Annotated in this window: 34 protein-coding genes and 1 pseudogene; 27 read left to right on the plus strand and 8 right to left on the minus strand. The window is 40.2% G+C overall.

Annotated elements, in window-relative coordinates; genetic code table 11:
- Positions 1–21 precede the first annotated feature (21 nt).
- The 4 genes from V3564_RS02505 to V3564_RS02520 form a co-directional block, all read right to left on the minus strand.
- The gene (locus tag V3564_RS02505; RefSeq protein ID WP_455480502.1) at positions 22–798 is read right to left on the minus strand and encodes a hypothetical protein; all 777 of its coding nucleotides are present in this window, start codon (positions 796–798) and stop codon (positions 22–24) included.
- Between the two features lie 17 nt (positions 799–815).
- Complete coding sequence (locus V3564_RS02510) at positions 816–1,553, minus strand: antA/AntB antirepressor family protein (protein WP_455481255.1); 738 nt, start codon at positions 1,551–1,553, stop codon at positions 816–818.
- 95 nt (positions 1,554–1,648) lie between these two features.
- Entirely contained in the window at positions 1,649–2,029 is a 381-nt protein-coding gene (locus V3564_RS02515; RefSeq protein WP_455480500.1) for a hypothetical protein, read from the minus strand.
- A 186-nt stretch (positions 2,030–2,215) separates the two neighbouring features.
- Complete coding sequence (locus tag V3564_RS02520) at positions 2,216–2,866, minus strand: LexA family transcriptional regulator (protein WP_455481256.1); 651 nt, start codon at positions 2,864–2,866, stop codon at positions 2,216–2,218.
- A 51-nt stretch (positions 2,867–2,917) separates the two neighbouring features.
- Here V3564_RS02520 and V3564_RS02525 point away from each other — a divergent pair, with 51 nt between their 5' ends.
- From V3564_RS02525 to V3564_RS02565, 9 genes are all read left to right on the plus strand, one after another.
- Positions 2,918–3,256 (plus strand): hypothetical protein, encoded by a 339-nt coding sequence (locus V3564_RS02525; RefSeq protein ID WP_455481257.1) that lies wholly within the window; start codon positions 2,918–2,920, stop codon positions 3,254–3,256.
- A gap of 25 nt (positions 3,257–3,281) precedes the next feature.
- Positions 3,282–3,722 (plus strand): hypothetical protein, encoded by a 441-nt coding sequence (locus V3564_RS02530; RefSeq protein WP_455481258.1) that lies wholly within the window; start codon positions 3,282–3,284, stop codon positions 3,720–3,722.
- A gap of 79 nt (positions 3,723–3,801) precedes the next feature.
- A complete protein-coding gene (locus V3564_RS02535) occupies positions 3,802–4,278 on the plus strand; it encodes a crossover junction endodeoxyribonuclease RuvC (protein WP_455481259.1) in 477 nt (158 codons plus the stop codon).
- Positions 4,268–5,389 (plus strand): DUF1376 domain-containing protein, encoded by a 1,122-nt coding sequence (locus V3564_RS02540; protein ID WP_455481260.1) that lies wholly within the window; start codon positions 4,268–4,270, stop codon positions 5,387–5,389. Before V3564_RS02535 ends, V3564_RS02540 begins: the two co-directional genes overlap by 11 nt.
- The gene (locus V3564_RS02545; RefSeq protein WP_455480495.1) at positions 5,346–5,834 is read left to right on the plus strand and encodes a hypothetical protein; all 489 of its coding nucleotides are present in this window, start codon (positions 5,346–5,348) and stop codon (positions 5,832–5,834) included. Before V3564_RS02540 ends, V3564_RS02545 begins: the two co-directional genes overlap by 44 nt.
- Before the next feature lie 171 nt (positions 5,835–6,005).
- The gene (locus V3564_RS02550) at positions 6,006–6,332 is read left to right on the plus strand and encodes a hypothetical protein (RefSeq protein WP_455481261.1); all 327 of its coding nucleotides are present in this window, start codon (positions 6,006–6,008) and stop codon (positions 6,330–6,332) included.
- A 266-nt stretch (positions 6,333–6,598) separates the two neighbouring features.
- Positions 6,599–7,366 (plus strand): hypothetical protein, encoded by a 768-nt coding sequence (locus tag V3564_RS02555; RefSeq protein ID WP_455481262.1) that lies wholly within the window; start codon positions 6,599–6,601, stop codon positions 7,364–7,366.
- Positions 7,367–7,616: 250 nt separating this feature from the next.
- Positions 7,617–8,054, plus strand: a complete 438-nt coding sequence (gene ssb, locus V3564_RS02560; RefSeq protein WP_455481263.1) for a single-stranded DNA-binding protein — start codon at positions 7,617–7,619, stop codon at positions 8,052–8,054.
- Between the two features lie 10 nt (positions 8,055–8,064).
- Positions 8,065–8,634 (plus strand): hypothetical protein, encoded by a 570-nt coding sequence (locus V3564_RS02565; RefSeq protein ID WP_455481264.1) that lies wholly within the window; start codon positions 8,065–8,067, stop codon positions 8,632–8,634.
- A 3-nt stretch (positions 8,635–8,637) separates the two neighbouring features.
- On the opposite strand, the gene V3564_RS02570 is transcribed toward V3564_RS02565, so the two are convergent.
- Both V3564_RS02570 and V3564_RS02575 read right to left on the minus strand, forming a co-directional pair.
- Positions 8,638–9,060 (minus strand): type II toxin-antitoxin system HicB family antitoxin, encoded by a 423-nt coding sequence (locus tag V3564_RS02570; protein ID WP_455481265.1) that lies wholly within the window; start codon positions 9,058–9,060, stop codon positions 8,638–8,640.
- A 35-nt stretch (positions 9,061–9,095) separates the two neighbouring features.
- Positions 9,096–9,278: pseudogene (locus tag V3564_RS02575) on the minus strand (type II toxin-antitoxin system HicA family toxin).
- A gap of 440 nt (positions 9,279–9,718) precedes the next feature.
- Here V3564_RS02575 and V3564_RS02580 point away from each other — a divergent pair.
- The 11 genes from V3564_RS02580 (at position 9,719) to V3564_RS02630 (ending at position 16,171) form a co-directional block, all read left to right on the plus strand.
- On the plus strand, positions 9,719–10,039 hold the full coding sequence (locus tag V3564_RS02580) for a hypothetical protein (RefSeq protein WP_455481266.1): 321 nt from the start codon (positions 9,719–9,721) through the stop codon (positions 10,037–10,039).
- 3 nt (positions 10,040–10,042) lie between these two features.
- The gene (locus V3564_RS02585; RefSeq protein ID WP_455481267.1) at positions 10,043–10,636 is read left to right on the plus strand and encodes a hypothetical protein; all 594 of its coding nucleotides are present in this window, start codon (positions 10,043–10,045) and stop codon (positions 10,634–10,636) included.
- A gap of 77 nt (positions 10,637–10,713) precedes the next feature.
- A complete protein-coding gene (locus V3564_RS02590; RefSeq protein ID WP_455481268.1) occupies positions 10,714–10,941 on the plus strand; it encodes a hypothetical protein in 228 nt (75 codons plus the stop codon).
- 197 nt (positions 10,942–11,138) lie between these two features.
- Positions 11,139–11,657, plus strand: coding sequence for a Rha family transcriptional regulator (locus V3564_RS02595; RefSeq protein WP_455481269.1), 519 nt, complete (start codon positions 11,139–11,141; stop codon positions 11,655–11,657).
- Between the two features lie 454 nt (positions 11,658–12,111).
- Positions 12,112–12,381, plus strand: coding sequence for a type II toxin-antitoxin system Phd/YefM family antitoxin (locus V3564_RS02600; RefSeq protein ID WP_455481270.1), 270 nt, complete (start codon positions 12,112–12,114; stop codon positions 12,379–12,381).
- Positions 12,381–12,803, plus strand: coding sequence for a PIN domain-containing protein (locus V3564_RS02605; RefSeq protein WP_455481271.1), 423 nt, complete (start codon positions 12,381–12,383; stop codon positions 12,801–12,803). Before V3564_RS02600 ends, V3564_RS02605 begins: the two co-directional genes overlap by 1 nt.
- 362 nt (positions 12,804–13,165) lie before the next feature.
- Complete coding sequence (locus V3564_RS02610) at positions 13,166–13,786, plus strand: Rha family transcriptional regulator (protein WP_455481272.1); 621 nt, start codon at positions 13,166–13,168, stop codon at positions 13,784–13,786.
- Positions 13,787–13,804: 18 nt separating this feature from the next.
- Entirely contained in the window at positions 13,805–14,482 is a 678-nt protein-coding gene (locus V3564_RS02615) for a Rha family transcriptional regulator (protein ID WP_455481273.1), read from the plus strand.
- The gene (locus V3564_RS02620) at positions 14,479–15,129 is read left to right on the plus strand and encodes an antA/AntB antirepressor family protein (RefSeq protein WP_455481274.1); all 651 of its coding nucleotides are present in this window, start codon (positions 14,479–14,481) and stop codon (positions 15,127–15,129) included. Before V3564_RS02615 ends, V3564_RS02620 begins: the two co-directional genes overlap by 4 nt.
- A gap of 38 nt (positions 15,130–15,167) precedes the next feature.
- A complete protein-coding gene (locus V3564_RS02625) occupies positions 15,168–15,896 on the plus strand; it encodes a Rha family transcriptional regulator (RefSeq protein ID WP_455481275.1) in 729 nt (242 codons plus the stop codon).
- A complete protein-coding gene (locus V3564_RS02630) occupies positions 15,893–16,171 on the plus strand; it encodes a hypothetical protein (RefSeq protein ID WP_455481276.1) in 279 nt (92 codons plus the stop codon). The genes V3564_RS02625 and V3564_RS02630 overlap by 4 nt, the downstream gene beginning before the upstream one ends.
- A 47-nt stretch (positions 16,172–16,218) precedes the next feature.
- Here V3564_RS02630 and V3564_RS02635 read toward each other — a convergent pair whose 3' ends face one another.
- Both V3564_RS02635 and V3564_RS02640 read right to left on the minus strand, forming a co-directional pair.
- Positions 16,219–16,539 carry a BrnA antitoxin family protein gene (locus V3564_RS02635; RefSeq protein WP_455475871.1) on the minus strand — a complete coding sequence of 107 codons (321 nt, stop codon included), beginning with the start codon at positions 16,537–16,539 and terminating at the stop codon, positions 16,219–16,221.
- Positions 16,517–16,783, minus strand: coding sequence for a BrnT family toxin (locus V3564_RS02640; RefSeq protein WP_455475870.1), 267 nt, complete (start codon positions 16,781–16,783; stop codon positions 16,517–16,519). Before V3564_RS02640 ends, V3564_RS02635 begins: the two co-directional genes overlap by 23 nt.
- Before the next feature lie 90 nt (positions 16,784–16,873).
- Between V3564_RS02640 and V3564_RS02645 the strand changes: the two genes are divergently transcribed.
- From V3564_RS02645 to V3564_RS02675, 7 genes are read left to right on the plus strand one after another with little or no spacing between them, the layout of a single operon-like run.
- On the plus strand, positions 16,874–17,425 hold the full coding sequence (locus V3564_RS02645; protein WP_455481277.1) for a hypothetical protein: 552 nt from the start codon (positions 16,874–16,876) through the stop codon (positions 17,423–17,425).
- 13 nt (positions 17,426–17,438) lie between these two features.
- Positions 17,439–19,358 carry a phage terminase large subunit family protein gene (locus tag V3564_RS02650; protein ID WP_455481278.1) on the plus strand — a complete coding sequence of 640 codons (1,920 nt, stop codon included), beginning with the start codon at positions 17,439–17,441 and terminating at the stop codon, positions 19,356–19,358.
- Positions 19,355–19,603 (plus strand): phage head-tail joining protein, encoded by a 249-nt coding sequence (locus V3564_RS02655; protein ID WP_455481279.1) that lies wholly within the window; start codon positions 19,355–19,357, stop codon positions 19,601–19,603. Before V3564_RS02650 ends, V3564_RS02655 begins: the two co-directional genes overlap by 4 nt.
- Positions 19,603–21,144, plus strand: coding sequence for a phage portal protein (locus tag V3564_RS02660; protein ID WP_455481280.1), 1,542 nt, complete (start codon positions 19,603–19,605; stop codon positions 21,142–21,144). The genes V3564_RS02655 and V3564_RS02660 overlap by 1 nt, the downstream gene beginning before the upstream one ends.
- On the plus strand, positions 21,134–22,138 hold the full coding sequence (locus tag V3564_RS02665) for a S49 family peptidase (protein WP_455481281.1): 1,005 nt from the start codon (positions 21,134–21,136) through the stop codon (positions 22,136–22,138). The genes V3564_RS02660 and V3564_RS02665 overlap by 11 nt, the downstream gene beginning before the upstream one ends.
- Positions 22,030–22,491 carry a hypothetical protein gene (locus V3564_RS02670; RefSeq protein WP_455481282.1) on the plus strand — a complete coding sequence of 154 codons (462 nt, stop codon included), beginning with the start codon at positions 22,030–22,032 and terminating at the stop codon, positions 22,489–22,491. Before V3564_RS02665 ends, V3564_RS02670 begins: the two co-directional genes overlap by 109 nt.
- 1 nt (position 22,492) lies before the next feature.
- Positions 22,493–22,861, plus strand: a complete 369-nt coding sequence (locus V3564_RS02675) for a head decoration protein (RefSeq protein WP_455481283.1) — start codon at positions 22,493–22,495, stop codon at positions 22,859–22,861.
- The last annotated feature ends 1 nt before the right edge of the window (position 22,862 follow it).

Genomic DNA, 22,862 nt, shown 5'->3' on the forward strand with positions numbered 1-22,862 from the left:
TAAATTAGAAATTTCTTATCTTCAGACGATTTCATTCTCAGAGATTTTTGCATCGTCACAAACTTCGGCATTGCTACTAACTTTGGCATTGCCATAAACTTCGGCATAGCCATAAACTTTGGCATAGTCATAAACTTCGACATTGTCATAAACTTTGGCACGGCCATAAACTTTGGCACCGCCATAAACTTCGGCACGGCCATAAACTTCGGCATTGCCACAAACTTTGGCACTGCCAAAAACTTCGGCATCGCCATAAACTTCGGCACCGTCATAAACTTTGGCACCGCCATAAACTTCGGCATTGCCATAAACTTCGGCACTGCCATAAACTTCGGCATCGTTATAAACTCTGGCACTGTCACAAACTACAGCACTGTCACAAACTACGGCACGGCCATAAACTTTGGCATAGTCATAAACTTCGACATTGTCATAAACTTTGGCATCGCCATAAACTTCGGCATAGTCATAAACTCTGGCACTGCCATAAACTTCGGCATAGCCATAAACTTCGGCATTGCCATAAACTTCGGCATCGTCATAAACTTCGGCACCGCCACTAACTTTGGCACGGCCATAAACTTTGGCATCGTCATAAACTTTGGCATTGCCATAAACTACGGCATTGCCATAAATCCAACAATTTTTATCATGCGATAGGTTTTTTTCACACTCTATAAACCCACCTAAATCACCTGCTTTTACATCTCCAAAGTCTCTAACAGCCTTAATGCGGTGCAGTTCAAGCCCATTGGATTCGATTTTTTCATCGGCAAGTTCGTATTTCTTTTCCATAATTTTGCTTCCTTATCTTAATGTATGCTTTGTTTTTGTAATTTTTGAGAAAGAATGCTGATGCCTTTTGTTGTGATTTTGGTTGAAGGCAAAACTTTTTCTGTGCCATCGGGTCTTTGAATTATAATGGTTGGACAATCCATCAGACCTCTCTTGATTTTATCCTGATAAGGCAACAATGGAGACCCCGGAGCACGCCGGTAAACCCAATCATTTCCACGTAAGTAATCAATGAGATCCTTTGGTCTTACTTCCAATACCTTTGCAGCTTCTGTAAGACCAAACAAACCATCAGAGCGGGTTAAGCTTTCGAATGCCGTTGCTTTTGGTTTGAGTTCAGCGATGGTCGTGTCTTTCTGTTCTATCTGTCCTTGTAGATGTTTCAAAAAACCAATCATTGCTTTAGGACTCGAGTAATCGATCTGAGGTGCTGCTACTTGTTTTGCACGCCGTTCACACTCTATAAAATATTGTCGTGCTTGTTTGCCTTTTTCATTCCGCTCCACCATGGCAAGTTCTTTTGCCATGTCGAGTGTGAGGTGATAATCTATTGTTGTAGCATTATTCGCTTCCATTTTTTTGTGGAAGCGGACAAAGTCTTGTTCTTCAAGAAAAGAATATGCAAGAATACGCTTTTTTATCCACGTAGAAAAATCTTGCTTGCTTTCTAAAAACGCGTGCAATTCACGTGCGTTTACCGTTTGAATGGTTTCACCATTAACAGTGTTTTTTGTGATGGTTATAAGATTATGCATTATAAATTCCAGTATTCATTGTGCTGAATAGCAAGAAGCTCTTCATTGTGGGTTTTGTATTTATTGAATTGGAAGGGGCGCTTTCTAGAATGCTATTAGATTACGTCAGAAAGGCGTAGACGGTGCTGTTGTTCGTAGGTACCGTATAGTATATCTTCATATTCTTTCTTAGCGACTTCATCTAACAAATCATGATATGCATCGCTGTTTAGAATAAAGTCGTGAGATATTTCATTTTCAAAGCACATATTTTCATGGTTTTTAATATGGAATTCTGCAATCTCTTCTGAGATATCTTCACAACGGTTTGTTGTTGGTTCAATGCGGAAAATTTGGACAGCGTTATCAACGTTATTGATAAAGTCGATAATGTCGTTTTCTTCGTAGAATGGTCCTGATTGAGCCATACTGTCTAGCTCATTACGACCCATCACTAGCAGAATTTCATTTGAATTTATAAAAAGTGGCTTTTTCATAATTGCTCCCCTCTAAACGCCTCTTGGCAATTCTTTGTGCGTGGTTTATGAAGAGACAATGTAGCGAATTTAGAAACTAAGTCAATAAAAAATTGTAGCGAATTTAGAAATTTTTAAAAATCTGGCACATTGAGTACTTATTTAAGGGAAACTATTTTATTTGAAAAAAAATATAAGGATATTGATTTACACTCTAGCTGGTTTAATCCAGTCTATGGGCGCACACCATTCTAATTCTACGTCTTTGATGTCAGCATATTTGTTATTTATACTGGATAAAACCCATTTCCCTTTTTCTTTTCCTAGGCGTAATACTTTAACGTAAACTTTCCCACATTTAGTTTTTATAATAGCTCGGTTATTAATAAGGCTTTCTGGTGGGAGATGGTGAGAATAAAAGAGAAGACTTCCTTCTTCGATAGCGGGGAACATAGAATCACCTACAACGCGAACAGCAACAGTTCCTTTAGGAGCTGAAGGGGGCGCATCCACTTCTTCTAGATGTCCAGAGTCTATAGCGGTTATCTCTCCACCTGCTCCTACATATCCAATCAAAGGAACTAAGCGATTGTCTGGAATGGAAGCGCCAGTAAGCTTTGATATCTCTAATAATTCTCGAGCAGAAATATCTCTTGTTCCCTTTAACATTTTGTTTACAGCGGCACGATCTATAGAGCGACCTAAAGAGGCTGTTAGCTGTCTTGAAAGCTCTGATTGACTTAATCCAGATTCAGCTAAAGCGTTTTGTAACCATTGAGTAATGCTTGTTTCCATTTTTTTATTGTAGGTATGTTGTATACAATCGTCATTTTCTAATTTGACAACATATAATTTCATTTTCATTTTTTCTTTCTTGACATTGTTTTCATAATCGCTACATAATGTGCTATGAAACAATTTTATGAAATAATAAATTTATTGGGTGGAGTTCGTAGGGTATCACAGCTGCTTGGAGTCCATAGAACACGTGTATATGCTTGGCTTCGTCCCGTATCAAAAGGGGGAACTGGTGGGAGGATTCCGATAAGGCATATTCCTACTCTTTTGGATGAAGCTGAAAGAATTGGTGCGCCGATTAAAGCAGAAGATTTTTTATCGTTTTCTCATAAAACGCGATTATGTGATGCCGTATTATCTTCAACGCGAACATTTGTTGATTGTTCCCCTGTTTGCATGAAAACATGCCAACAGCGCAACATATCAAAACAGCACAATTCACACACTTGAATAAACTGCACTAGAAAGAGAAGAGATGGCAAATAATCAGCACCAGATCACTATAAGTAAAGTCCAGCTGATCGATCTTGTTAATAAGATTGAACAGAGTGATATGTGTTATGATGCCCGTCCGCTTAATGAACCACCTTCTCAAGTAAGATTATATTTTCCATCAACAAGTTTTATTCTCTATACGCTGCACAGTATTTTTGAGAATGATGATAGAAGTTATTTTACATTATATCCGTACGATGATTTTAACCAATGGTTTTCATCTGTGTTTACGCAAGCTTTTACTGCTTGGTTTGACAATTATTTTTCTAGAGATTTGTTATCTTTTGATCGCTTAAGTGAGCTGGTCTTTTTTATGGCTATAGTCAAAAATGAGCTTAATAGCCTACGGGATCAGCTCATCGAAAAAAGAAAAAAAGAAATCAAATTCATAAATCGTGCATTCAACATGTTTACTAAATGAGTTCATCCACTTTTTAAAAATTTATTACCATGCGCTCATTACGGCAGGTACTAATAAGTGAGAGCTTTTAGGGGGGATTATGAATTCTTCACAAACCATTTTTTGCCTTGATTTAGGCACCAAGACAGGCTGGGCGATCTGTGGTTCCGATGGCCATATCATAAGTGGAACAGCCAATTTTCAACCACGTCGTTTTGCGGGCGGGGGAATGCGTTATTTGCGGTTTAAGCAATGGCTTTCAGAAATAAAGAGATCCGTTGATGAGATTGATGCGGTGTATTTTGAAGAGGTGCGTCGTCATGTGGGCATCGATGCTGCTCATATTTATGGCGGTTTGTTAGCAACCTTAACAGCTTGGTGTGAACACCACCAGATTCCTTATGAAGGCATTCCCGTTGGTACGATTAAGAAGACGCTGACAGGTAAGGGGAATGCCTCGAAAGAAGAAATGATAAAGGCGGTGTGTGCAAAAGGGCATGCACCACAAGATGACAATAAAGCAGACGCTTTAGCAATTTTATATTTAAAGAAAGAAGGGGGCATACATGTCCAGTAAATTACCGTGGACAAGACTTAATGCAGGCGAGTGGATGAATGAGGTTTCTTGTTTATCTCCAGCAGAGAAATGTATCTATGTGATGCTGCGGTTTCAAATGCTTTACACGGGCGAACCTCTTTTTAATGACGCAAAGGCATTAGCTCTTTATGTTGGTTACTCAACAAAAACATTTATCAAAGTATTAGAGCTTTTATTGCTTAAGAAAAAAATTATCCGTTTAGAAGATGGTCGTTTATGGAATTTAGATGTTGAAGCAGAACTCATCAATGTTAATGAAAACGTTAATAAGTTTTCAGAGAGAGCTTCCAAAGCCGCCTGTGTAAGATGGAAAAAGAATAAAGAAAAACTGACCAATAATGCTTGCGATGCTAAGCATGATGCTTACGGTATGCTTAATGATGCTAAGCATGATGCTTGCGATGCTAAGTATGTCGGTGAACAAAAAGAAAAGAAAATACCCCCCCACACCCCCCTAAAAGAAAATAAAAATATAAATAAAAACAAAAAAACTAACACTATCGTGTTATCAAAAAAAGAAAAAGAAATTGGTTCTGAGAATTCAGAAACTATCGATTTGGTTGACGAGCTAACAGAGGTTGATGTTCTCGAGAGGCAACCAGAGCAAATCGCGGTGGTAGCAGAAACACAGCCATCCCTTCATGAGCCAGAGAACATTCCAAAAAAAGCAGAACGGTCTAAAGCCAAGCGAGGTTGTCGCTTGCCAGAGGATTTTGAACCTGATTACGCTTTCGCAATTGCAGAGGGCTTGTCTCCAGAGTGCGTAAAAGTTGAGATTGCAAAATTCCGAGATTATTGGCGCTCAAAATCCGGAGCAAATGCAACTAAAACGGATTGGCCAGCAACATGGCGTAACTGGATTAGGAATTCAAAAAGTTACGGAAATAGCAAGATAGGCGGTAATTATGGAAATAACTCTCAAAGACAAAAAAGCATTGGCGAGCGCATCGCAGACTGCGTCCTTGATATCGGGAATCGAGGTTACTTTGAAGCAAATTCACGAAATGATAGCTCCGGGATTTCCCTTGATTTTGAAAATTGGCAGTGTGTTAACGAAACAGCAAGAAACGACGGCATTAGAAGCTTCTGATCGGCTTCAAGAGTTGTTTGCAGTGAAAGCTGGAAAAGAGGATATAGCAAAAGCCATTCGCATGTTGTCATGTGGTTTGAGAATATCGCAACATTCAGACCATGAAGGTATGGCGCTTACGTATGGAATGGTTCTCGAGAATGTTTCGGCATGGTCACTCATGCAAATGGTTAAACGGATTTTATGTGATGAGATAGAAGGTTTATCCGATACGTTTTTCCCGAGTACTCGTGAGCTTGTGAGATTGTGTCGTAATTTGGAAAGCAGTCTTTTGACAAGAGCAAGTATTGTTCGCAAAGCTGTTTTGAATACTCGTGAAAAAACAATGAAAGCAAAGGGAGAGAGAAAACCTTTGCAACCACTTACGCTTATTCAGAAGCAAGAGCTTGAAGAGGTTTTTAATGGCATTGGAGGAGTAATGAAGGATCTTAAGTCAGCAAACTAGTGAGAAGTGGTGATTGTTTTGTGTTTAGATATGCTTTTAAATCGACAAAATGGCACCGTGGAGCGCAATCTATAATTTTTTTGATGAAACCCCAACATGAAATACATAAATCGCGCTGTACGATCAAATTTAAGGCAAATAAATCCATGCGATCAAATTAAGGATTAATCAATGCAAATTTTAAAACATCTGGTCTTAAAAAAACGTAAACAGTCACTGCAAAAAAGGTTTGTGGCAACAGCTGTTGGTCATGCTCCATGGGGTCTTGGCTGTGCTGAATATTTTTATAATCTGTATGAGCGTGAAGATGGCACCAGAGAGTATGAGGAGTTTGAAGGCTGTCAGTACTATGACATGCCAGAGAAAACAGATTTCAGTACCAAAGCGCAGGTGAAAGCGTGGATTTATGGAGGTAAAGTTCCTAGCACAGTGCTGAATCTTGAACCTCTTATCGATGAGATTAACAAAAATATTAAAAAATTATCGGAAGCAGCTTGACAATGGAATGGTATGATGTTAATCGAATCAATAAGTGCTGAAAACACTAAACAACTAGCGGATAGGTTACGAAACAATCTTTCCTGTGCTTTTAAAAAACTGGCTATTCTTTATACGTTTTAGAGCGTATAGTGATTTTGTCGGGTGTGGTCACACCATACAATACCCTTATGGGAAAAGTGTGACGACGGACTAGTTGCCGTGTTTTCAGCACCCGGCGCCCTTAGGGTGTCAATTGAAAACAACTTTACAACTAGGAGTTCATTATGAACGCTATCTCAAAAAAATATGAATTTACAAGTGAAGCTAAAAAGATTGGTAATCTTACTCTTTATCGCATCCGTGCATTAAGAGATTTTGGTGATGTTAAAGCCGGTGACCTTGGTGGTTTTATAGAAAAAGAAGATAACTTAAGTCATGATGGTGACTGTTGGGTTTATGACAGTGCTATAGTTGCTATGAATGCTGTCGTTTCTGAAAATGCCAAAATACGTAATAATGCCATTGTTGGTGATGATGCTAAAGTTTATGGTAACGCTGTGGTTGGTGGTAAGGCTAAGGTTTATGGTCGTACTACCCATGTTTATGGCAATGCCCAAGTTTTTGATAATGCCAGTGTTTGTGGTAAGATGTTTGTTCGTGGCAAGGGGTGGGTTCATGGCAAGTGCGTGGTTAATGGTAAGGCTAAGGTTTATGGTAATGCAAAAATTTGTGGTCAAGTTTGTAACAATGCCGTGGTTTATGGAAAAGCCTTTATTTCTATAGATGCAAAGATTTATGACAATGCAAAGGTTTGGAATAGTGCTTCTGTGAGTGGCTTTGTTTATGGCAATGCTAAAGTATCAGGGTCTGCTTATGTCTGTGAGGGTTCTCATATTTTCGATAATGCTAGGGTTTATGGAAAAGCAATAGTTGTTAACAATGTCAAGGTTTATGGCAATGCGAAAATATTCGAAAAAGCTAAGGTTTGTAATGATGTTAGTGACAATATCATAATCACTGGTCGTGAAAAGATTTTAGATCAAGTTGCATAAAAAAGCAGCGGTGCGGCGGGGCACCTGTTTTTAAACAGAAAAAAAGTCGTTTTATTTATGTGAAGCGGCTTTTTTTATTAGCGACTTTTCGAAATAAAACATCAACAGGCCATGAGAGTTTTTTAGCATCATAGATTGACTGCAAAACATAAAGTTATACGTTAATATATTATTATATCTATTTGAAAAACAAAGCAATTAATGCTACAATATCTGTTGTTTAAAGTGCAGATTTCATGGATTTACAAATATGCTCAATAAAGTAACGTTAATAGGGCGTCTCGGTGCTGATCCCGAAAGCAAAACGATGGCTTCTGGAGTTGAAGTGATAAAATTTAGTATGGCCACTTCAGAAAGCTATAAAGATAAAAACACCAATCAGAAAATAGAGAAGACGGAATGGCATTCCGTGGTAGTTTTTAATCCACACCTTACAAAAATCGCCCTTCAATATCTCAAAAAAGGGAGCAAAGTGTATATCGAGGGGCGCTTACAAACACGTAAATGGCAAGATAACAAAGGGATTGAGCGTTACACTACAGAGGTTGTCTTACCACAGTTTAAAGGTGAGCTGTATTTGCTTGATACAAAAAAAGATCAATCTCCCTCTGTCACTGCTCAAAGTTATGCTGTTGCTTCAGGCGCTGCTGATTATACAACCCCTGTTAATGATGATATTCCGTTCTGATTGAACAAATATGGCCAAAAAGAAAAAACATGCAAAACGTGGACGACCACGGATTAAGGGACGTATGAGAGAACCAAATGGTCGTATTTCACGTGCGAAAACGCCCCGTGAGCCAGTTCATAAATTAACCATTGAAATGCGTGCTAAGCACTTTGGTTTGAGTGTGGAAGAGGCAAAAAATCCCCTTTCTGGTACATATATCGGGCGGCTTTGTTTGCTCGGATATAGACAAGACCCATCAGGCATTAGCCAAGACCAGTATGATACTGCACAGAAGTATCTTGAAGTTAGAAATAATTACTTGTGTGCAAAAGGTTTACCGAGTGCCATTTATGATGATTTTACTCCATTGTCAGATGAGGGAGCGCAAGAACGGTGGGTTCAAAGAGCAACCGATCGCTATGAAGATATGCAAGAAATCGTAAAAGAGACACAGGGTCTCTATGGACAGTATAATCTTTATGCTGCACTACAGTATCTTGTTGTGGAAGATCAATCATTGCCATATCTTGTACATTCATTGCGTATTGTTCTTAATACGCTTTATGAGCATTTTACGAAAAACCATGTGAATGTGTAAATTTTACGCAGCGTCTTGGATGTTGATAGTAATTTCTTTTCCAAGAGCAAGAAGGGTAGATTCTAAGACATCTAATTTTGTTGCGTGGTTTAAATCCAATAGTCGATCAATTTGTATTGGGTGAAGCTTTAAAAGGCGCACAAGGTCAGCTTTACGTAAGTTTTTTTCGATCATAGCGTTATGCACTGCAATTTTAAAAGCTACCAATGAAGATACTTCAACAAAAGGGTAACTAATGTTATGATTACCAAAAGGAACAATTTCACGATCTTGAAAACGTCCCATAATAACTGTTAAAAGTGCATTTTTGGCATTTTCTAAGGCTTCTTTTTCATTGGAACCATAAGTGATGAATTCTTTAAAGTCTTTAGAGATGACGAGAAGAGTATCATTATCGTCTTCGATAAATTTCATTGCATATTTCATTTGCACTTCCTCTCTATTCAGGTTGAGGTGAAAAATTATTTTAAATCAAGGTCTTTGAGAATTTTTTGAACTAATCCTGTTCCTAATTCCTTACGTGCACCATGCATTGGCAAAACAGATTTCTTAGAACCTCATTTTACAATTAAGTGCCCGCCTTTTCCTGAGGTAAAATTACAACCTTGTTTTAAAAGATATCTTTTCAATTCTTGACTATTCATTATGATAATATAACATCTAAAATGTTTCAATACAACAAAAATGTTGTATTTTATATTTGTATTATAGTGAATACAAAAGATGAGGATTATTATTTAGCTTCTAAAGTAAGGGAGTATGTTTGAAATGGAGATGCTACTTTTTATAGTTCTAAAGAAGTAAGGAAAGAGCTTTAAAACTAGATAAAAAATACAAGATTTAGATTTTTGTGTTGACATGGTATAAAAAATTGTATTTAATGACGGCACGGCACTAGTCTTATTGTGTCTAAAATTCAAAAAATATTCCCGAAAATTCAGTAAAATATGAGCCTGGAATATGGCTGGAGAGCCCGGTTTTCTTAGGAAAACTGGCTGTTTCTTTGTTTCAAAGAGTAAAATCCAATAATTGACCAGTTGTGTCATTAATTCTGTCATTAAATAAACCTACAAAAGGAGTGACGATGAAAGCGGTCATCACTAGATCAATGTGCGTTTTTGGCGATAATAAAAGCACTGTTCGTTTTGAACCTTCAACATTAGATAATCCATTCGTTGAGATTTCTAATACGGTCTACGCTCGTCTTAAACGTGCCAATGCTGCAAGACTTTACCAGGAAGAGCAATTTATTGCTACTGATGTAGAACAACAGCTTGATAAGGATACAAAAACAGGCAGTGAGACAGAGATAAGCAAGCAAGAATCTGTAGAAACAGCCATTTCCGAAAAATCTAAAGCAGTTAAAGCTTCTAAGCCATCAATGGATTCTCCAAAGAAGGCTTAGCATTTGAAGTTCACTATTCACCAAAAATGGTATCTTCAGCAAGTTGAAGACACTTTTACCAATCTTAAAGCACCACGTCTTAATTGGGCGCTTCGCAATGCTGTAAATACCGCAGCAAAGCAGGTTGAGCGTTTTATAGAACTGAAAGTTTCTAAAGTAACATCAGCTCAATCAAAGCGCGTGAAAAAAGGTGTTTATGTTAAATCAAAAGCAACAGCAAAATTTCCTGAAGCGGATATTGTTGGTTCAGGAACAGCATTGCCTCTTAAGTTTTTTAAAGCAAAAGAAACAAAACGCGGTGCGGTCTACACGATGTTTGGGGCAAGAAAGATTTTGCCTCATGGCTTTATAAAAGGTGGAAAGTTTCCCCAGCGTGTTAATTTAAGGAGAGGAGGGGGGAATGTGTTCCAAAGAGCTGGAGGAGATCAATTCCCCATTGTAAAACAAGAAGGGGTCTCCATTGCAGAGGTCATGTATAATCCAGAGATTGCACATTCCATTGTACAATGTGCCAATGAAAGATTAACCAAAAATATACAGAGACAACTTGCTCGTCAGGACTATGCTGCAAAGAATAAGGCTAAGGTACATTCTTAAGTGATGTCTATGTGCTATAATCAGCAATCATCTTATTACTTGACAAGATTCACGGAAAATGTATATCGCTAAATCAGGTGCCTCAAAAACACCTTAAACCAATAGCGGATAGATTGCCGAAACAATCTCTTCTCCGCACATTAAAGGCTTTGACTCATCATGCGCTTGTTGCGTATAATGAGCTTGTCGGGTGTAGTTATGCTATACAATACCCTAGGGAAAGGCATAACGACGGACTATTGGCCGTGTTTTTGAGCGCCCGGCACTCTGAAAAAATAATTGACAGTTTCTGTGAACCGCTATAGGTTGAAGGGTAGGCTTAAAACACCTTGTAACCAATCGGTTCAGCAGTATCCCGAAAGATCTGTTGCCCATCATGAAAAATTTTTGTCCAGGGTCTTCACGTGTATGTCCAAGGGTAACCTAAAGATGTGAAGGACTGAATTGGTTCGGTTGTTTTAGCCCTGGATGCTTAAATTTATAAAACAAAGGAACCAATATCATGAACAATTTAGTAACAATCAACAATGCTGGTATTGCTGTCACAACTTCTTTGAAAGTTGCTGAAGGTGTGGGGAATAGCCACGCCACTGTTATCAAGCTTGTACGCAATAATCGTAAAGACTTTGAGGAATTTGGAAGGGTTGGATTTGAAATCGTACCCTTTGAAACCACAGGTGGAAGACAAAAAAGAGAGATTGCTATCCTTAATGAAGCGCAAGCAACTTTACTTATGACATATATGCGCAACAACGACATGGTACGTGCCTTTAAAAAAGCACTTGTAAAAGCTTTTTATGAATTAAAAAAACAATCTGTTGATTGTGACCGCGATACACGGTTTGATTTACCAAGTTACTGGGAAGATATGAGACCTGCTGAAAAGGCTTTGTATCTTTTGGGGCCAATTCATAAGCGTCTTGTTGATGCTTTTAAATTAGACGAAGAAAACAGAAACTATAAAGCCTTAATCGATGAAGCAAAGCATGTATTAGACAGATCTGTAGTGAAAGCAGCTTAGCTTAAATATGATCTTATCTTCTCCACTTTCAGAGTGGAGAGGATGTTAATTTAAAGAAGATTACAAATTATGTATCTCTTATTTCAAAAAAAATCAATAAAATCAATGCAAAAGGTACTTCCCAGCGGGTTGGGCTTGTTGCGGGGCAGGCAACCGCAAACTATCGCTAGCGACAGAATTTTTAAATTGACTGTGCATTGTACACATAAGCCATTGAAAACAATTAATTTTAATGCGCAGACTGTACAATGTTTAATGCACAGGCTGTGCAATGTAGATTATTTTAAACGAAAAGAAATTTTATAATGTTCAAAATTCAATTATGACACACCTTTTCATTTTCGGTGGGAAGCAGTCATATTTTATAAGGAATTATTTATATTGTTGAAAATTACTTTGGATGACGCTATCTTACATGTAGTAACGTAACTACATTATAAAATTGGAATTAATCATGCCTGTTATTATTACAAGCCGCGATTTTAATCATGAAATCAGCAAAGCAAAACGAATTGCTTGCAAAGATACAGTCTTTATCACTGATCGAGGCAAACCCACGCATGTTTTAATGTCAATGGAAGCTTATCAGGAAATGACTGAGCAAGGGGTTGGTGATATTCTGAAACGTTTGGCGATGCCCGCCTGTTCAGATATTGACCTTGCGGATATTGATTTAGAGACGGAGCGGATGCCTCTTCTGAATGAGGAACGGGAAGTTTTTTAATGTTTCTCCTCGATACAAATGTTATTTCTGAATTGCGCAAAGTAAATTCTGGACGAGCCAATGAGAATGTTTGTCACTGGCTATCACAAGTACATAGTGCACAGCTTTACCTTTCTGTGATGACAGTTTTTGAATTAGAGCATGGTATATTACGTGTAGAGCGAAAGGATAAAATACAAGGAAAATTGTTGCGTCAGTGGCTTGATGGGTATGTTTTACCATTTTTTGCCAATAAGATTTTGCCTATTGATTTGTCTGTTGTTCGCCAATGCGCAAAGCTTCATGTTCCTGATCCAAAACCCGCAAGTGACATGCTCATTGCCGCTACAGCTTTAGTTCATGGTTTCACAGTTGTGACGCATAATGTAAAAGATTTTATAGACACAGGTGTTGCTATTATTGATCCATGGCAGTTTCTTTGAAACATCGATCGAGTCAGTATTTTGAAGCGATTGGAAGCGTAGATAAGATTAATAAAATGCCGAACAGAAAGCAATTTTATTCGTTGACAAAATGGTTGAAATATGTCTATTGTCGATTCAGGTGCTTGAAAAACACCTTAAAACATCTAGCGGGTTGGTTACCGAAATAATCAGTCTTCCGCGCATTTTAAAGACTTTGACTCATTGTATGCTTGTAGCATATAGTGATTTTGTCGGGTGTGGTTACACTATACAATACCCTTTTAGGGGAAAGTGTAACGACGGACTAGATGCCGTGTTTTTCAGCACCCGGCACTTTTCTCGAGTGTCAATGAAAAACTTATAACATCTAGGAGTTCATCATGAACGCTCTTATAAAAATCACGGAAAGCACTGTTAATGGTGCAGCGGTTCAGACTATGTCTAGTCGCGAGATTGCAGAATTGTGTGATAAACGGCATGACCATGTTATGCGAGACATCAAGAAAATGCTTGAAGAGCTTAACGCCCCCAAATTTGGGGCGGTTGATTTTAGTGGCACTTACACTGATGTGAAAGGTGAAAACCGTCCTTGTTACCACCTTCCCAAGCGTGAATGTTTAATTCTTGTGTCAGGTTATAGCACTACACTACGAGCCAAGATAGTTGACCGGTGGCAAGAATTGGAGAAGCAAGTATCTGCTCCTCAAATTGACTATTCGAGCTATAAAGCGTCTTTATTTCTTGACAATATTATGAAAATGTGTCTAATGTTGATTCAGGTGCCTGAAAAACGCCTTAAATGCATAGCGGGTAGATTGCCGACACAATCTTTTCTCCGCACATTAAAAGCTTTGACTCGTCATGCGCTTGCTGCGTATAATGACCTTGTCGGGTGTAGTTACACTATACAATACCCTTGCGGGGAAAGTGTAACGACGGACTATGCACCGTGTTTTTCAGCACCCGACATCCTTTATTGGATGCCAATGAAAAACCTTTAACTGCATAGGAGTTCAATTATGAACGCTCTTATAAAAATTACAGAGAATGCTACTAATAGTGGCGCTACAGTTCAGACTATGTCTAGCCGCGAGATTGCAGAATTGTGTGACAAACGGCATGACCATGTTATGCGTGATATTCGGCACATGTTAGGAGAATTATACTCTGAAGAAGGTCTCCCCAAATTTGGGGGCACCTATTTAGATAAGCAGGGAAAGCCACAAAACTGCTATAACCTTCCCAAGCGTGAATGTCTTATCTTGGTTTCAGGTTATAGCACTACACTACGAGCCAAGATAGTTGACCGATGGCAAGAATTGGAGAAGCAAGTATCAGCACCACAGATTGATTACTCAAGTCCAGAGGCGATGCTTGGTGTAAAAGATAAAAATGAGCGGAAGGAAATTTTATTCGTTGACAATATGTCAAGAATATGTCTATTGTCGAATCAGGTGCTTGAAAAACACCTTAAAATACCAAGCGGATGGATTACCGAAACAATCTTTTCTCGCACATTAAAAGCTTTGACTCATTATACACTGCATGTGTACAATGGCTTTGTCGGGTGTGGTTATGCTATACAATACCCTTTATGGGGAAAGCATAACGACGGACTTGGTACCGTGTTTTTCAGCACCCGGCATCCTTATTGGATGTCAATGAAAAACAATTATTACCAAGGAGTTCAGTTATGAACGCTCTCATAAAAATTACAGAACAAATCATCGATCAGGAAACTGTTCAGACAGTAAATGCACGTGAATTGCACGCGTTTTTGGAAGTGAAAACTAATTTTAAAGATTGGATTATCAGACGTATCCAAGATTATAAATTTAAAGAAGAGTATGACTTTTGCTCATTTTTGAGCGAAAGTTCAGGAGGACGTCCTTCTAAGGACTACCACCTCACACTAGACATGGCAAAAGAGCTTGCCATGGTCGAGCGTAATGAAAGAGGCAAACAAGCACGTCAGTATTTTATCGAGTGCGAGCGACGTGCGAAGCAAATATCCGCACCACAGATTGATTATTCGGATCCACGCACGATACTTGGCGTTATCACCCATATGCAAGGACAGATAGAACAGAAAGCAATTTTATTCGTTGACAAAATAAAATCACTGTGCTTATTGTTGATTCAGGTGCCTAACAAACACCTTAAATGCATAGCGGATGGATTACCGAAACAATCTCTTCTCCGCACATTAAAAGCTTTGACTCATTATACACTACATGTGTACAATGGTTTTGTCGGGTGTGGTTATGCTATACAATACCTTTTATGGGGAAAGCGTAACGACGGACTATGCACCGTGTTTGTTAGCGCCCGGCACTCTTCTTGAGTGTCAATAACAAACCTCTAACTGCATAGGAGTTCATCATGAACACTCTTATAAAAATTACAGAAAGCACTGTTAATGGTGCAGCGGTTCAGACTATGTCTAGCCGTGAAATTGCAGAATTGTGTGATAAACAACATGCACATGTTATGCGTGATATTCGAAAAATGCTTGAGGAACTTAACCAATCCAAATTTGGATCGGTTGATTTTAGTGGTACTTACGTTGATGGAAAAGGTGAAATACGCTCTTGTTACCACCTTCCCAAGCGTGAATGTTTAATTCTTGTGTCAGGTTATAGCACTACACTACGAGCCAAGATAGTTGACCGGTGGCAAGAATTGGAGAAGCAAATATCCGCACCACAGATTGATTATTCGGATCCACGCACGATACTTGGCGTTATCACCCATATGCAAGAGGAGTTGCAAAATAAAGAAGCATTAATTGAACAACAAGCCCATAAGGTTATAGCTTATGACCACTTAACCCGTGCTGAGGGCACCATGTGCATCACAGATACTGCTAAAATGCTTGAAATACGTCCGAAAGATCTATTCGGCTATATGCAACAAAAACGTTGGATATATAAGCGCGTGGGTACATCTGAATTTGTACCCTATCAGGATAAGATACAACAGGGGCTTATGGATTGCGCAACGAATGTGTTTAGAAGAGATGATGGCAGCGAGAAAGTTTCTGTTCAGGCACGTGTTACAGCAAAAGGCTTGGCATACTTGAGAGAACAGATCCACGGAGGTGTGCAATGAATACGAGTATCGATTCTTTGTGTGACTTGTGGTTGGTGTTATTTAAGCTTTGTAACCGTGATGGTATAGAAGATGAAGAGTGTAATGCTTTGGTTAACACTATGAGCACGGTAGAGAAAGCTTTGGTTTTAAAGCTTAAGAAAGAATACCCACATATCATTAAGCTTTTAGCAGTTCTTACAGATTGCGGGGGATCAAATCTTCCTAGAGTTATTGATCCTTTATTGAGAGCTTATGATCCTACTTTAGAAAGCCCACTTAAAAAAGTGGCTTAACTTTATACTGAAGCTTATCTCTTCCCATCTTCAAGGTGGGGAGAAAGCTAGGATGTATATTTAAATTCATCACTTGCTTTTTTTAGCGCTTCGCTCATACGTGTGCGCCAGTTTTTGCCTTGTTTTTTAAAAAAGGCAATAACCTCGGGATCAAGACGTAGGGTAATTGCTTGTTTAGGAGATTCAATTGAAGGACGTCCACGCTTACGGCGCTCTTCTGCTATATGCTTGAAAAAAGAAGCAGGTAAAACTTCTTTTGCTGGTTTTAAGCGTGCAAGTTCTTCATCTGTGAGTGATGGTGAATTGACTGCTTCCCAGTCTTCTTTTGTGTAACCGCATCCTTCTTTAAAGGTTTTGTTGATAGTCATTGAAAACCTCTCTTTCTTTTTTATTTGCATGACGGAAACTAATAATGGATATAGCTTCAGTGCCAAGTTTTGCAAAGACAACAACTGTTGTACCATCAGCAAAATATCCTATAGCTTTCATACGGTTTGAGTGTGTTGCATCAATGAAAGCATGTTCCCAGTCAAAGTAAATAACATCTGCAAAATCAAGCTTATGTTTATCAATGTTCAAAGCTCTTTTTGGTTCATCCCATACTATTTTCATATATTTTATGTACACTAAAAATATGACGCTGTAAACAAATTTAAAGTGTACGATAATTATTATAAATTATTCACCACAGGCAAATATTTCATGAATAAGAGAGATCGAGAAGGGATATCGGTTCGCGCGTTTGCGAAACAGATGGGTGTGTCTGCGAATGCAGTGGTTTCTCGCTTTAAGACGGGCAAATTTGATGAAGCGATTTTTGCAGATGGTTCGGTTGATGAAGAGGTTGCGAGAGCCATATGGAATGAGAATCCCACAAAGCGCTCCCAAGCATTTTCAGCGTCTTCTGGTCAGGTTTGTGCAAAAATTAAAAAAGATTCCATAGATGGAGCGAATGAATACGAAATCAAGCTCGCGAGAATGCAAGTTGCACTTGAAAGTGAACAGATTGCGCTTGAGCGACTTCGTGAAACGACAGTTGATCGAGAAGAAGTAAAAAAGGCAGCGCGTGATTTTGGGAGGGCACATCGTGATGCGATGCTGAATTTTCCGCATCGTTTTGGTGCCAGCATTGCTGCACAAGTTGAGTGTGATGCAGCGAGCCTTATCGGTGCTCTTGATTACTTTATGAGAAAAGCCTTGCTGGAAGAAGTCCATATACCCGTTCCCTTTCATGATCCGAGCCCCTCTGAATAAGAGCAATTGAACCATGGATGATCGTGCGGTAAAAGAGTTTTTTTCGCATGCCAATGAAGCTCGAAAACCAGATCCACCCTACACGGTTTCAGAATGGGCGGATAAAAATAGATATTTGAGCACAGTGGCAAGTGCAGAGCCTGGATTGTGGAGAACAAAACGGACGCCTTATTTGCGGGAAATCATGGATAATCTTTCCTCTTACGTGCCGATTGAAACAACCATTGTGATGAAAGGTGCGCAGGTTGGTATGTCGGAAGCAGGACTGAATTTCTGTGGTTATGCGATTCATTTTAGTCCGAGTCCAGCACTCTACGTGATGCCGACGGTTGAGACAGCAAAGAAACTGTCGAAGACTCGTCTTGATCCGATGATTACAGCAAGTCCTGCTTTAAGTGAACGGATTGCCCCCGCTCGTGCACGCGACAGTGGTAACACAATGTTCTCGAAGGAGTTTGATGGGGGCGTCTTAATGCTCACAGGAGCCAATAGTGCTGCTGGGCTTCGTTCTATGCCTATTCGTTATCTGATTTTGGATGAGGTCGATGCGTATCCTTTGAGCGTGGATAATGAAGGTGATCCCGTGGTGATTGCCGAAAAGCGTACATCGACCTTTGTGCAAAGAAAGATTTTTAAATTGTCGACACCAACACATCGTGACACTAGCCGTATAGCCAAAGATTTTGTGCTTGGAGATCAGAGATATTACAACGTGCCTTGTGATGCGTGCGGTGTGTTACAGCCGATTGTTTGGTCACAAATAAAATGGCCGAAAGGGTCACCAGAAAAGGCGGTTTTTGTTTGTGCCCATTGTGGTCATGAACATGCGGAGCATCGCAAAGCAGATTTGATGTCTGAAGAAAGGGGAGCGTGTTGGGTTCCAACAAGTGAATCAAGTCGACCGAATTTACGTTCTTATCACATTTCAGCACTCTATTCACCGTGGTTGACATGGGGAGAGTGTGCGCGTGAATTTTTAGATGCCAAAGATGATCCTGCACTTTTACAGCCTTTTATCAACACGGTTCTTGGAGAGCCATGGGAAGATAAAACGGGTGAAGTGATTGATCCTGAAAGCCTCTATGCACGGCGTGAAGAGTATCCTCTTGCACCGTCGCAAGCTGTGTTGTTGACAGCGGGTATTGATGTGCAAAATGATCGATTAGAATTGGAAGTTGTCGGTTGGGGACGTGGTGAAGAAAGCTGGCATATTGATTATCAAGTGATCTTAGGTGATCCGTCCTCTTTTGAAGTTTGGGATCAATTAGATGAATATCTTGCCAAACACTGGCCACATCCAGGTTACAAAAATGGCATAAGGATCACGGCAGCTTGTATTGATACAGGAGGCAGTCACACTCAGGCTGTTTACAATTATGTCCGTCCTCGCGAGGGAAGGCGCATATGGGGAGTGAAAGGTCAGGCAGGGTGGCGAGCGGTATGGCCACGTCGTCCGAGCAGAAATAACAAGGGGCAGATTAATCTTTATATGGTGGGTGTTGATGCTGCCAAAGACATCATTACAGCGCGTTTCAAGAAGTCAGGTTCTGAAGCTTCAGGAGCAGGGGCAACGCACTTTCATATAAGCCTCGATCAAGAATATTTCGAGCAGCTGACAGCTGAAAAGAAGGTCGTCAAATATTTCAAAGGCTTTAAGCGCATAGAATGGCAGAAAAGTGAGAAGGCTAGAAACGAGGCCTTGGATTGTCGTGTCTATGCTTATGCGGCTTTGCAAGGTCTGATTTCAGCGGGCCTGAATCTCAATGAAGAGGTTGGTATTTTAGAAGAGCGCTTGGAAGGTCTCAAAAATGTTGAGGCGTCTTTAGAGAGTACAACATCTTTTCCAACACAATCTCAGACAAGACAGCCTCAAAGGAGACAACTGAGGAGATCGGTGAATCCTTACATGCAAAGAGAGTGGGATATTTTATGAGTGAGAATTTAAATCCATTAAAGAGCAAAGTTGAAAAAATTGCAGAGTTAAAAAAACGAAGAGAGCAACTTGAGGAGACTCTTTATTCAGGAGCGCAATTTGTGCGTCACGGTGACAAGCAAGTTGGAAACCGCTCTGTTGAAGAGTTACGCAAGGCACTTGCGATGCTGGACAAGCAAATAGCAGAGCTTGAAGGGCGTGGAAGTTCTCGTGTTTTTTATATAGATGCGAGGCGTGGTTATTAATGGCTGGATTATTGAGTAAAGTAACGGGTTTGTTTCGCATTTCCAGCGATCATAATCCGCCTTTTGAAGCTGCAAGTCGCAGTCGTCGAATGAGAGGGTTAAACCCTGCAAAAAAACATATTAACCAAGCGATTGAAGCGACAGGTGATACCATTATTGCACGGTCAAGGTGGCTCTATGATAATGAGGCGCTTTATGGCTCTGCAACAGAAGAATGGGTCTCAGCAGCAGTCAGTGATGGAATTAAACCTTATCCTAAAATTGAAGGTTTTCAGAAAGAAAAGAAGAAGCTTCTTGATCTTTGGTGGCAATGGGTTGATGAAGCTGATTATGACGAGGATGCTAATTTTTATGGTTTACAAGCAACGATTGCGCGGGAAGTTTTTTTAACCGGTGAATGCTTTGTGAGATTGCATTATGTTGACCTTTATGGGCGTTCCGGTGTACCGCTTCAATTACAAATTTATCCCGCAGAAATGCTTGATTTAACCTATAGCGGAGTTGCTGAAATTGAAGGTAATTATATCCGCATGGGGATTGAGTTTAATGCCAGTGGGAAGCGTGTTGCTTATCATTTTTGGCAGCATCATCCTTATGATAGTAGTCCACTGAGTAAAGCGTTTGGAAACCAAGAGCGTGTGCGGGTACCAGCAGAAATGGTCCTTCATATAAAAGAAAGGCGGGTTGCTGGTCAATTGCGTGGATCACCAAAAGTGACGCGTAGTTTGACAAAGATTTTTCAGCTTGAAGCTTATGATGATGCTGAGCTTGATAGAAAAAGAACGGCTGCTCTTCTCACGGGATTTATTACGCGTTCTAATGACAGTTATGCAAGTTTGCCTGAGAACCGCAAAGAAAGCAACAAAGAACCGCGAGATGAGCCTCCTCTTATACTTGAACCAGGTGGAATCCAAAAAATGGAAGAGGGCGCGGACATTAAGTTCTCTAATCCCGTAGAGGTTGGCGGGTCTTATGAAGCTTTTCAATTTCGCACTACTTTGAAAATTTGCAAAGGACTCAATATGCCTTATGCGGTTGTGACGGGGGATGTAACGCGGGGCAACTTTTCTAATGTGCGCACATCGATCATTCAGTTTAGACGCCAGATTAAACAATGGCGCGAGCATATTATAGCTTTTCAATTCAACCGCATTATTTGGGAACGTTTTGTTGAAATGGCCGTGCTTGCTGGATGTATTGATTTGCCAGGGTGGGAAGAAAATTATTTGCCATGGATACAATGTGAGAGCTTTGCACCGCCACTTGAAATGATTGATCCCCTCAAGGATATTTCGGCAGAAAAAGAAGAAATTAGAGCAGGCTTAAAAACACGGCGTATGGCGCTTGCTGAACGTGGTTTTGACATTGATACCATTCATGTTGAGCTTGAAGAAGAACGCAAAGATGCTCAAGGGCGTGGCTTATCCTTTGATACGGATATGGCAGATCTCTCCATCGATCATAAAGCAATTGATGATGAAGATTCAAACGATGACTATGAAAGCAATCAGGGCAGCGAGGCACACGGGTATGGAGAATAACCTTGATTTACCGTTTTTGGCATCACGGCTTTTCGGTGTGCCTCATATGCTTTCTTCTACAAAGTTTGATGTCATTCTTAATGCTCTTGCTCCGCGTCTTTTTGATGGGGAAAGATTTGCCGCTGGAACTTTATCGGCAAGTGATGTGGCGGCTTTCAGACCCCCTGAGACTTATGTGGTACAAAACAATATTGCGATACTACCGGTTCATGGCACGCTCGTGCGTCGTGGTGCATGGCTTAGTGCTTCATCAGGGATTATGTCTTATGAAGGTTTGGGGAAGTCGTTTCGTGAAGCCATTGCACAGCCTGATGTTTTGGCTGTTCTGCTGGATATTGACAGTGGCGGCGGTGAAGCGGGCGGTGTGTTTGATTTGGTAGAAGAGTTTCGCACTCTGTCACAGGCATACAATAAACCTATTTGGGCGCATGCCAATGAATTTGCTTGCTCTGCGGCTTATGCAATTGCCTGTGCTGCGTCACAAATTTGGGTTGCACGTACGGGTGTTGTTGGCTCAATCGGTGTTGTTTGTGCGCATCTGGATCAATCCCGTGCAGATGAAAAGAATGGCCATAAATGGACTTTCATTTTTGAAGGCGATCATAAGGTTCACGGCAACCCCCATGAGCCCTTAGCGGAGCGAGCACAGATAAAAATGCAAGCAGATTGTGCACTCCTCTACGACATGTTTGTCGATTTGGTTGCACAGAGTAGACCAATGAGTGCTGCCGCCATTCGAGAGACTAAGGCAGAGACTTTTATAGGCACCCAAGCCGTCGCGCTTGGATTAGCAGATGCGCAGGGCACATTTGCGCAGACTTTGGAAGCCTTGATGGGTTCCATTAAATCACCTCTAACATTAACAGAAAAAGAAGGATCAAACACATGGCACGTACAAAATATCGAGCCGAGGAAGACATTATCAAAGAAGATGACGAAGAAGAAATTGTCGATGTTACCGAAGAAGACGAAAAAGAAGACGATGACGACATAGACATTAATGTCGAAGCCTTTGATGAAGATGACGAAGAAGACGATGAAGGGGAAGATGACGAAGATACGCACAAAAGCATTCAAGCCGTGCGTGAACAAGAAAGAAAACGTGCACGCGCTTTAACGAATCTTGAAAAACAAGCAAAGCGCTTAGGCGTTTCTTTTAATGCAGTAAAAGCTATTAAAAACGGTATGAGCCTAGATAAAGCACGCCATGCCGTTTTAACAGCTGCTTCCTCCAAAAGTGGGTCTTTGAAAGTGTCGCCTTATGTTCCGCATGGTGATGGGAATAGTAAGGCGAAGATTAATGCAAAGTGGGGAACCGCTTGGAAAGCAGTGACTGGGAGAAAATAAAATGAGCGATATTTTTCATGAAGACATTCGTGATAGCGCTTATCTTGGGCGTTATGATCCAGATTTATCAAATGAAGAAGTTACCTTCGCATCAGGAGCAGAAATTATGGCAGGAACTGTCATGGGAAAAGTAACTGCAACGGGGAAATATGTCCCGCTTAATCCCAAAGCAGTGGATGGAAGCAAAGTGCCTGCAGGCATTTCTTATGCCAATGTTGATGCGACAGAGGAAGATCGGCGTGCAGTGATTACGGCACGCTTGTGTACTGTGAAAGCCTCTGAGTTGATATGGCCAAGTACAATCACAGATGAGCAGAAGAAGGTGGCCATTCAATCTTTAGAAGAAAAAAATAAAATTATATTGCGATAGG

It is taken from the genome of Bartonella sp. B12(2025) (genome assembly GCF_053795135.1).

What these genes read in the sequence shown, in the direction of transcription:
- V3564_RS02555 (WP_455481262.1), top strand. Translation starts at nt 6,599, where the DNA reads ATGAACGCTATCTCAAAAAAATATGAATTTACAAGTGAAGCTAAAAAG.
- V3564_RS02610 (WP_455481272.1), top strand. Translation starts at nt 13,166, where the DNA reads ATGAACGCTCTTATAAAAATCACGGAAAGCACTGTTAATGGTGCAGCG.
- V3564_RS02675 (WP_455481283.1), top strand. Translation starts at nt 22,493, where the DNA reads ATGAGCGATATTTTTCATGAAGACATTCGTGATAGCGCTTATCTTGGG.
- V3564_RS02505 (WP_455480502.1), bottom strand. Translation starts at nt 798, where the DNA reads ATGGAAAAGAAATACGAACTTGCCGATGAAAAAATCGAATCCAATGGG.
- V3564_RS02615 (WP_455481273.1), top strand. Translation starts at nt 13,805, where the DNA reads ATGAACGCTCTTATAAAAATTACAGAGAATGCTACTAATAGTGGCGCT.
- ssb (WP_455481263.1), top strand. Translation starts at nt 7,617, where the DNA reads ATGCTCAATAAAGTAACGTTAATAGGGCGTCTCGGTGCTGATCCCGAA.
- V3564_RS02515 (WP_455480500.1), bottom strand. Translation starts at nt 2,029, where the DNA reads ATGAAAAAGCCACTTTTTATAAATTCAAATGAAATTCTGCTAGTGATG.
- V3564_RS02550 (WP_455481261.1), top strand. Translation starts at nt 6,006, where the DNA reads ATGCAAATTTTAAAACATCTGGTCTTAAAAAAACGTAAACAGTCACTG.
- V3564_RS02570 (WP_455481265.1), bottom strand. Translation starts at nt 9,060, where the DNA reads ATGAAATATGCAATGAAATTTATCGAAGACGATAATGATACTCTTCTC.
- V3564_RS02510 (WP_455481255.1), bottom strand. Translation starts at nt 1,553, where the DNA reads ATGCATAATCTTATAACCATCACAAAAAACACTGTTAATGGTGAAACC.
- V3564_RS02540 (WP_455481260.1), top strand. Translation starts at nt 4,268, where the DNA reads ATGTCCAGTAAATTACCGTGGACAAGACTTAATGCAGGCGAGTGGATG.
- V3564_RS02645 (WP_455481277.1), top strand. Translation starts at nt 16,874, where the DNA reads ATGAATAAGAGAGATCGAGAAGGGATATCGGTTCGCGCGTTTGCGAAA.
- V3564_RS02650 (WP_455481278.1), top strand. Translation starts at nt 17,439, where the DNA reads ATGGATGATCGTGCGGTAAAAGAGTTTTTTTCGCATGCCAATGAAGCT.
- V3564_RS02580 (WP_455481266.1), top strand. Translation starts at nt 9,719, where the DNA reads ATGAAAGCGGTCATCACTAGATCAATGTGCGTTTTTGGCGATAATAAA.
- V3564_RS02520 (WP_455481256.1), bottom strand. Translation starts at nt 2,866, where the DNA reads ATGAAATTATATGTTGTCAAATTAGAAAATGACGATTGTATACAACAT.
- V3564_RS02640 (WP_455475870.1), bottom strand. Translation starts at nt 16,783, where the DNA reads ATGAAAATAGTATGGGATGAACCAAAAAGAGCTTTGAACATTGATAAA.
- V3564_RS02535 (WP_455481259.1), top strand. Translation starts at nt 3,802, where the DNA reads ATGAATTCTTCACAAACCATTTTTTGCCTTGATTTAGGCACCAAGACA.
- V3564_RS02660 (WP_455481280.1), top strand. Translation starts at nt 19,603, where the DNA reads ATGGCTGGATTATTGAGTAAAGTAACGGGTTTGTTTCGCATTTCCAGC.
- V3564_RS02565 (WP_455481264.1), top strand. Translation starts at nt 8,065, where the DNA reads ATGGCCAAAAAGAAAAAACATGCAAAACGTGGACGACCACGGATTAAG.
- V3564_RS02625 (WP_455481275.1), top strand. Translation starts at nt 15,168, where the DNA reads ATGAACACTCTTATAAAAATTACAGAAAGCACTGTTAATGGTGCAGCG.
- V3564_RS02605 (WP_455481271.1), top strand. Translation starts at nt 12,381, where the DNA reads ATGTTTCTCCTCGATACAAATGTTATTTCTGAATTGCGCAAAGTAAAT.
- V3564_RS02600 (WP_455481270.1), top strand. Translation starts at nt 12,112, where the DNA reads ATGCCTGTTATTATTACAAGCCGCGATTTTAATCATGAAATCAGCAAA.
- V3564_RS02530 (WP_455481258.1), top strand. Translation starts at nt 3,282, where the DNA reads ATGGCAAATAATCAGCACCAGATCACTATAAGTAAAGTCCAGCTGATC.
- V3564_RS02665 (WP_455481281.1), top strand. Translation starts at nt 21,134, where the DNA reads ATGGAGAATAACCTTGATTTACCGTTTTTGGCATCACGGCTTTTCGGT.
- V3564_RS02525 (WP_455481257.1), top strand. Translation starts at nt 2,918, where the DNA reads ATGAAACAATTTTATGAAATAATAAATTTATTGGGTGGAGTTCGTAGG.
- V3564_RS02635 (WP_455475871.1), bottom strand. Translation starts at nt 16,539, where the DNA reads ATGACTATCAACAAAACCTTTAAAGAAGGATGCGGTTACACAAAAGAA.
- V3564_RS02620 (WP_455481274.1), top strand. Translation starts at nt 14,479, where the DNA reads ATGAACGCTCTCATAAAAATTACAGAACAAATCATCGATCAGGAAACT.
- V3564_RS02670 (WP_455481282.1), top strand. Translation starts at nt 22,030, where the DNA reads ATGGCACGTACAAAATATCGAGCCGAGGAAGACATTATCAAAGAAGAT.
- V3564_RS02630 (WP_455481276.1), top strand. Translation starts at nt 15,893, where the DNA reads ATGAATACGAGTATCGATTCTTTGTGTGACTTGTGGTTGGTGTTATTT.
- V3564_RS02595 (WP_455481269.1), top strand. Translation starts at nt 11,139, where the DNA reads ATGAACAATTTAGTAACAATCAACAATGCTGGTATTGCTGTCACAACT.
- V3564_RS02655 (WP_455481279.1), top strand. Translation starts at nt 19,355, where the DNA reads ATGAGTGAGAATTTAAATCCATTAAAGAGCAAAGTTGAAAAAATTGCA.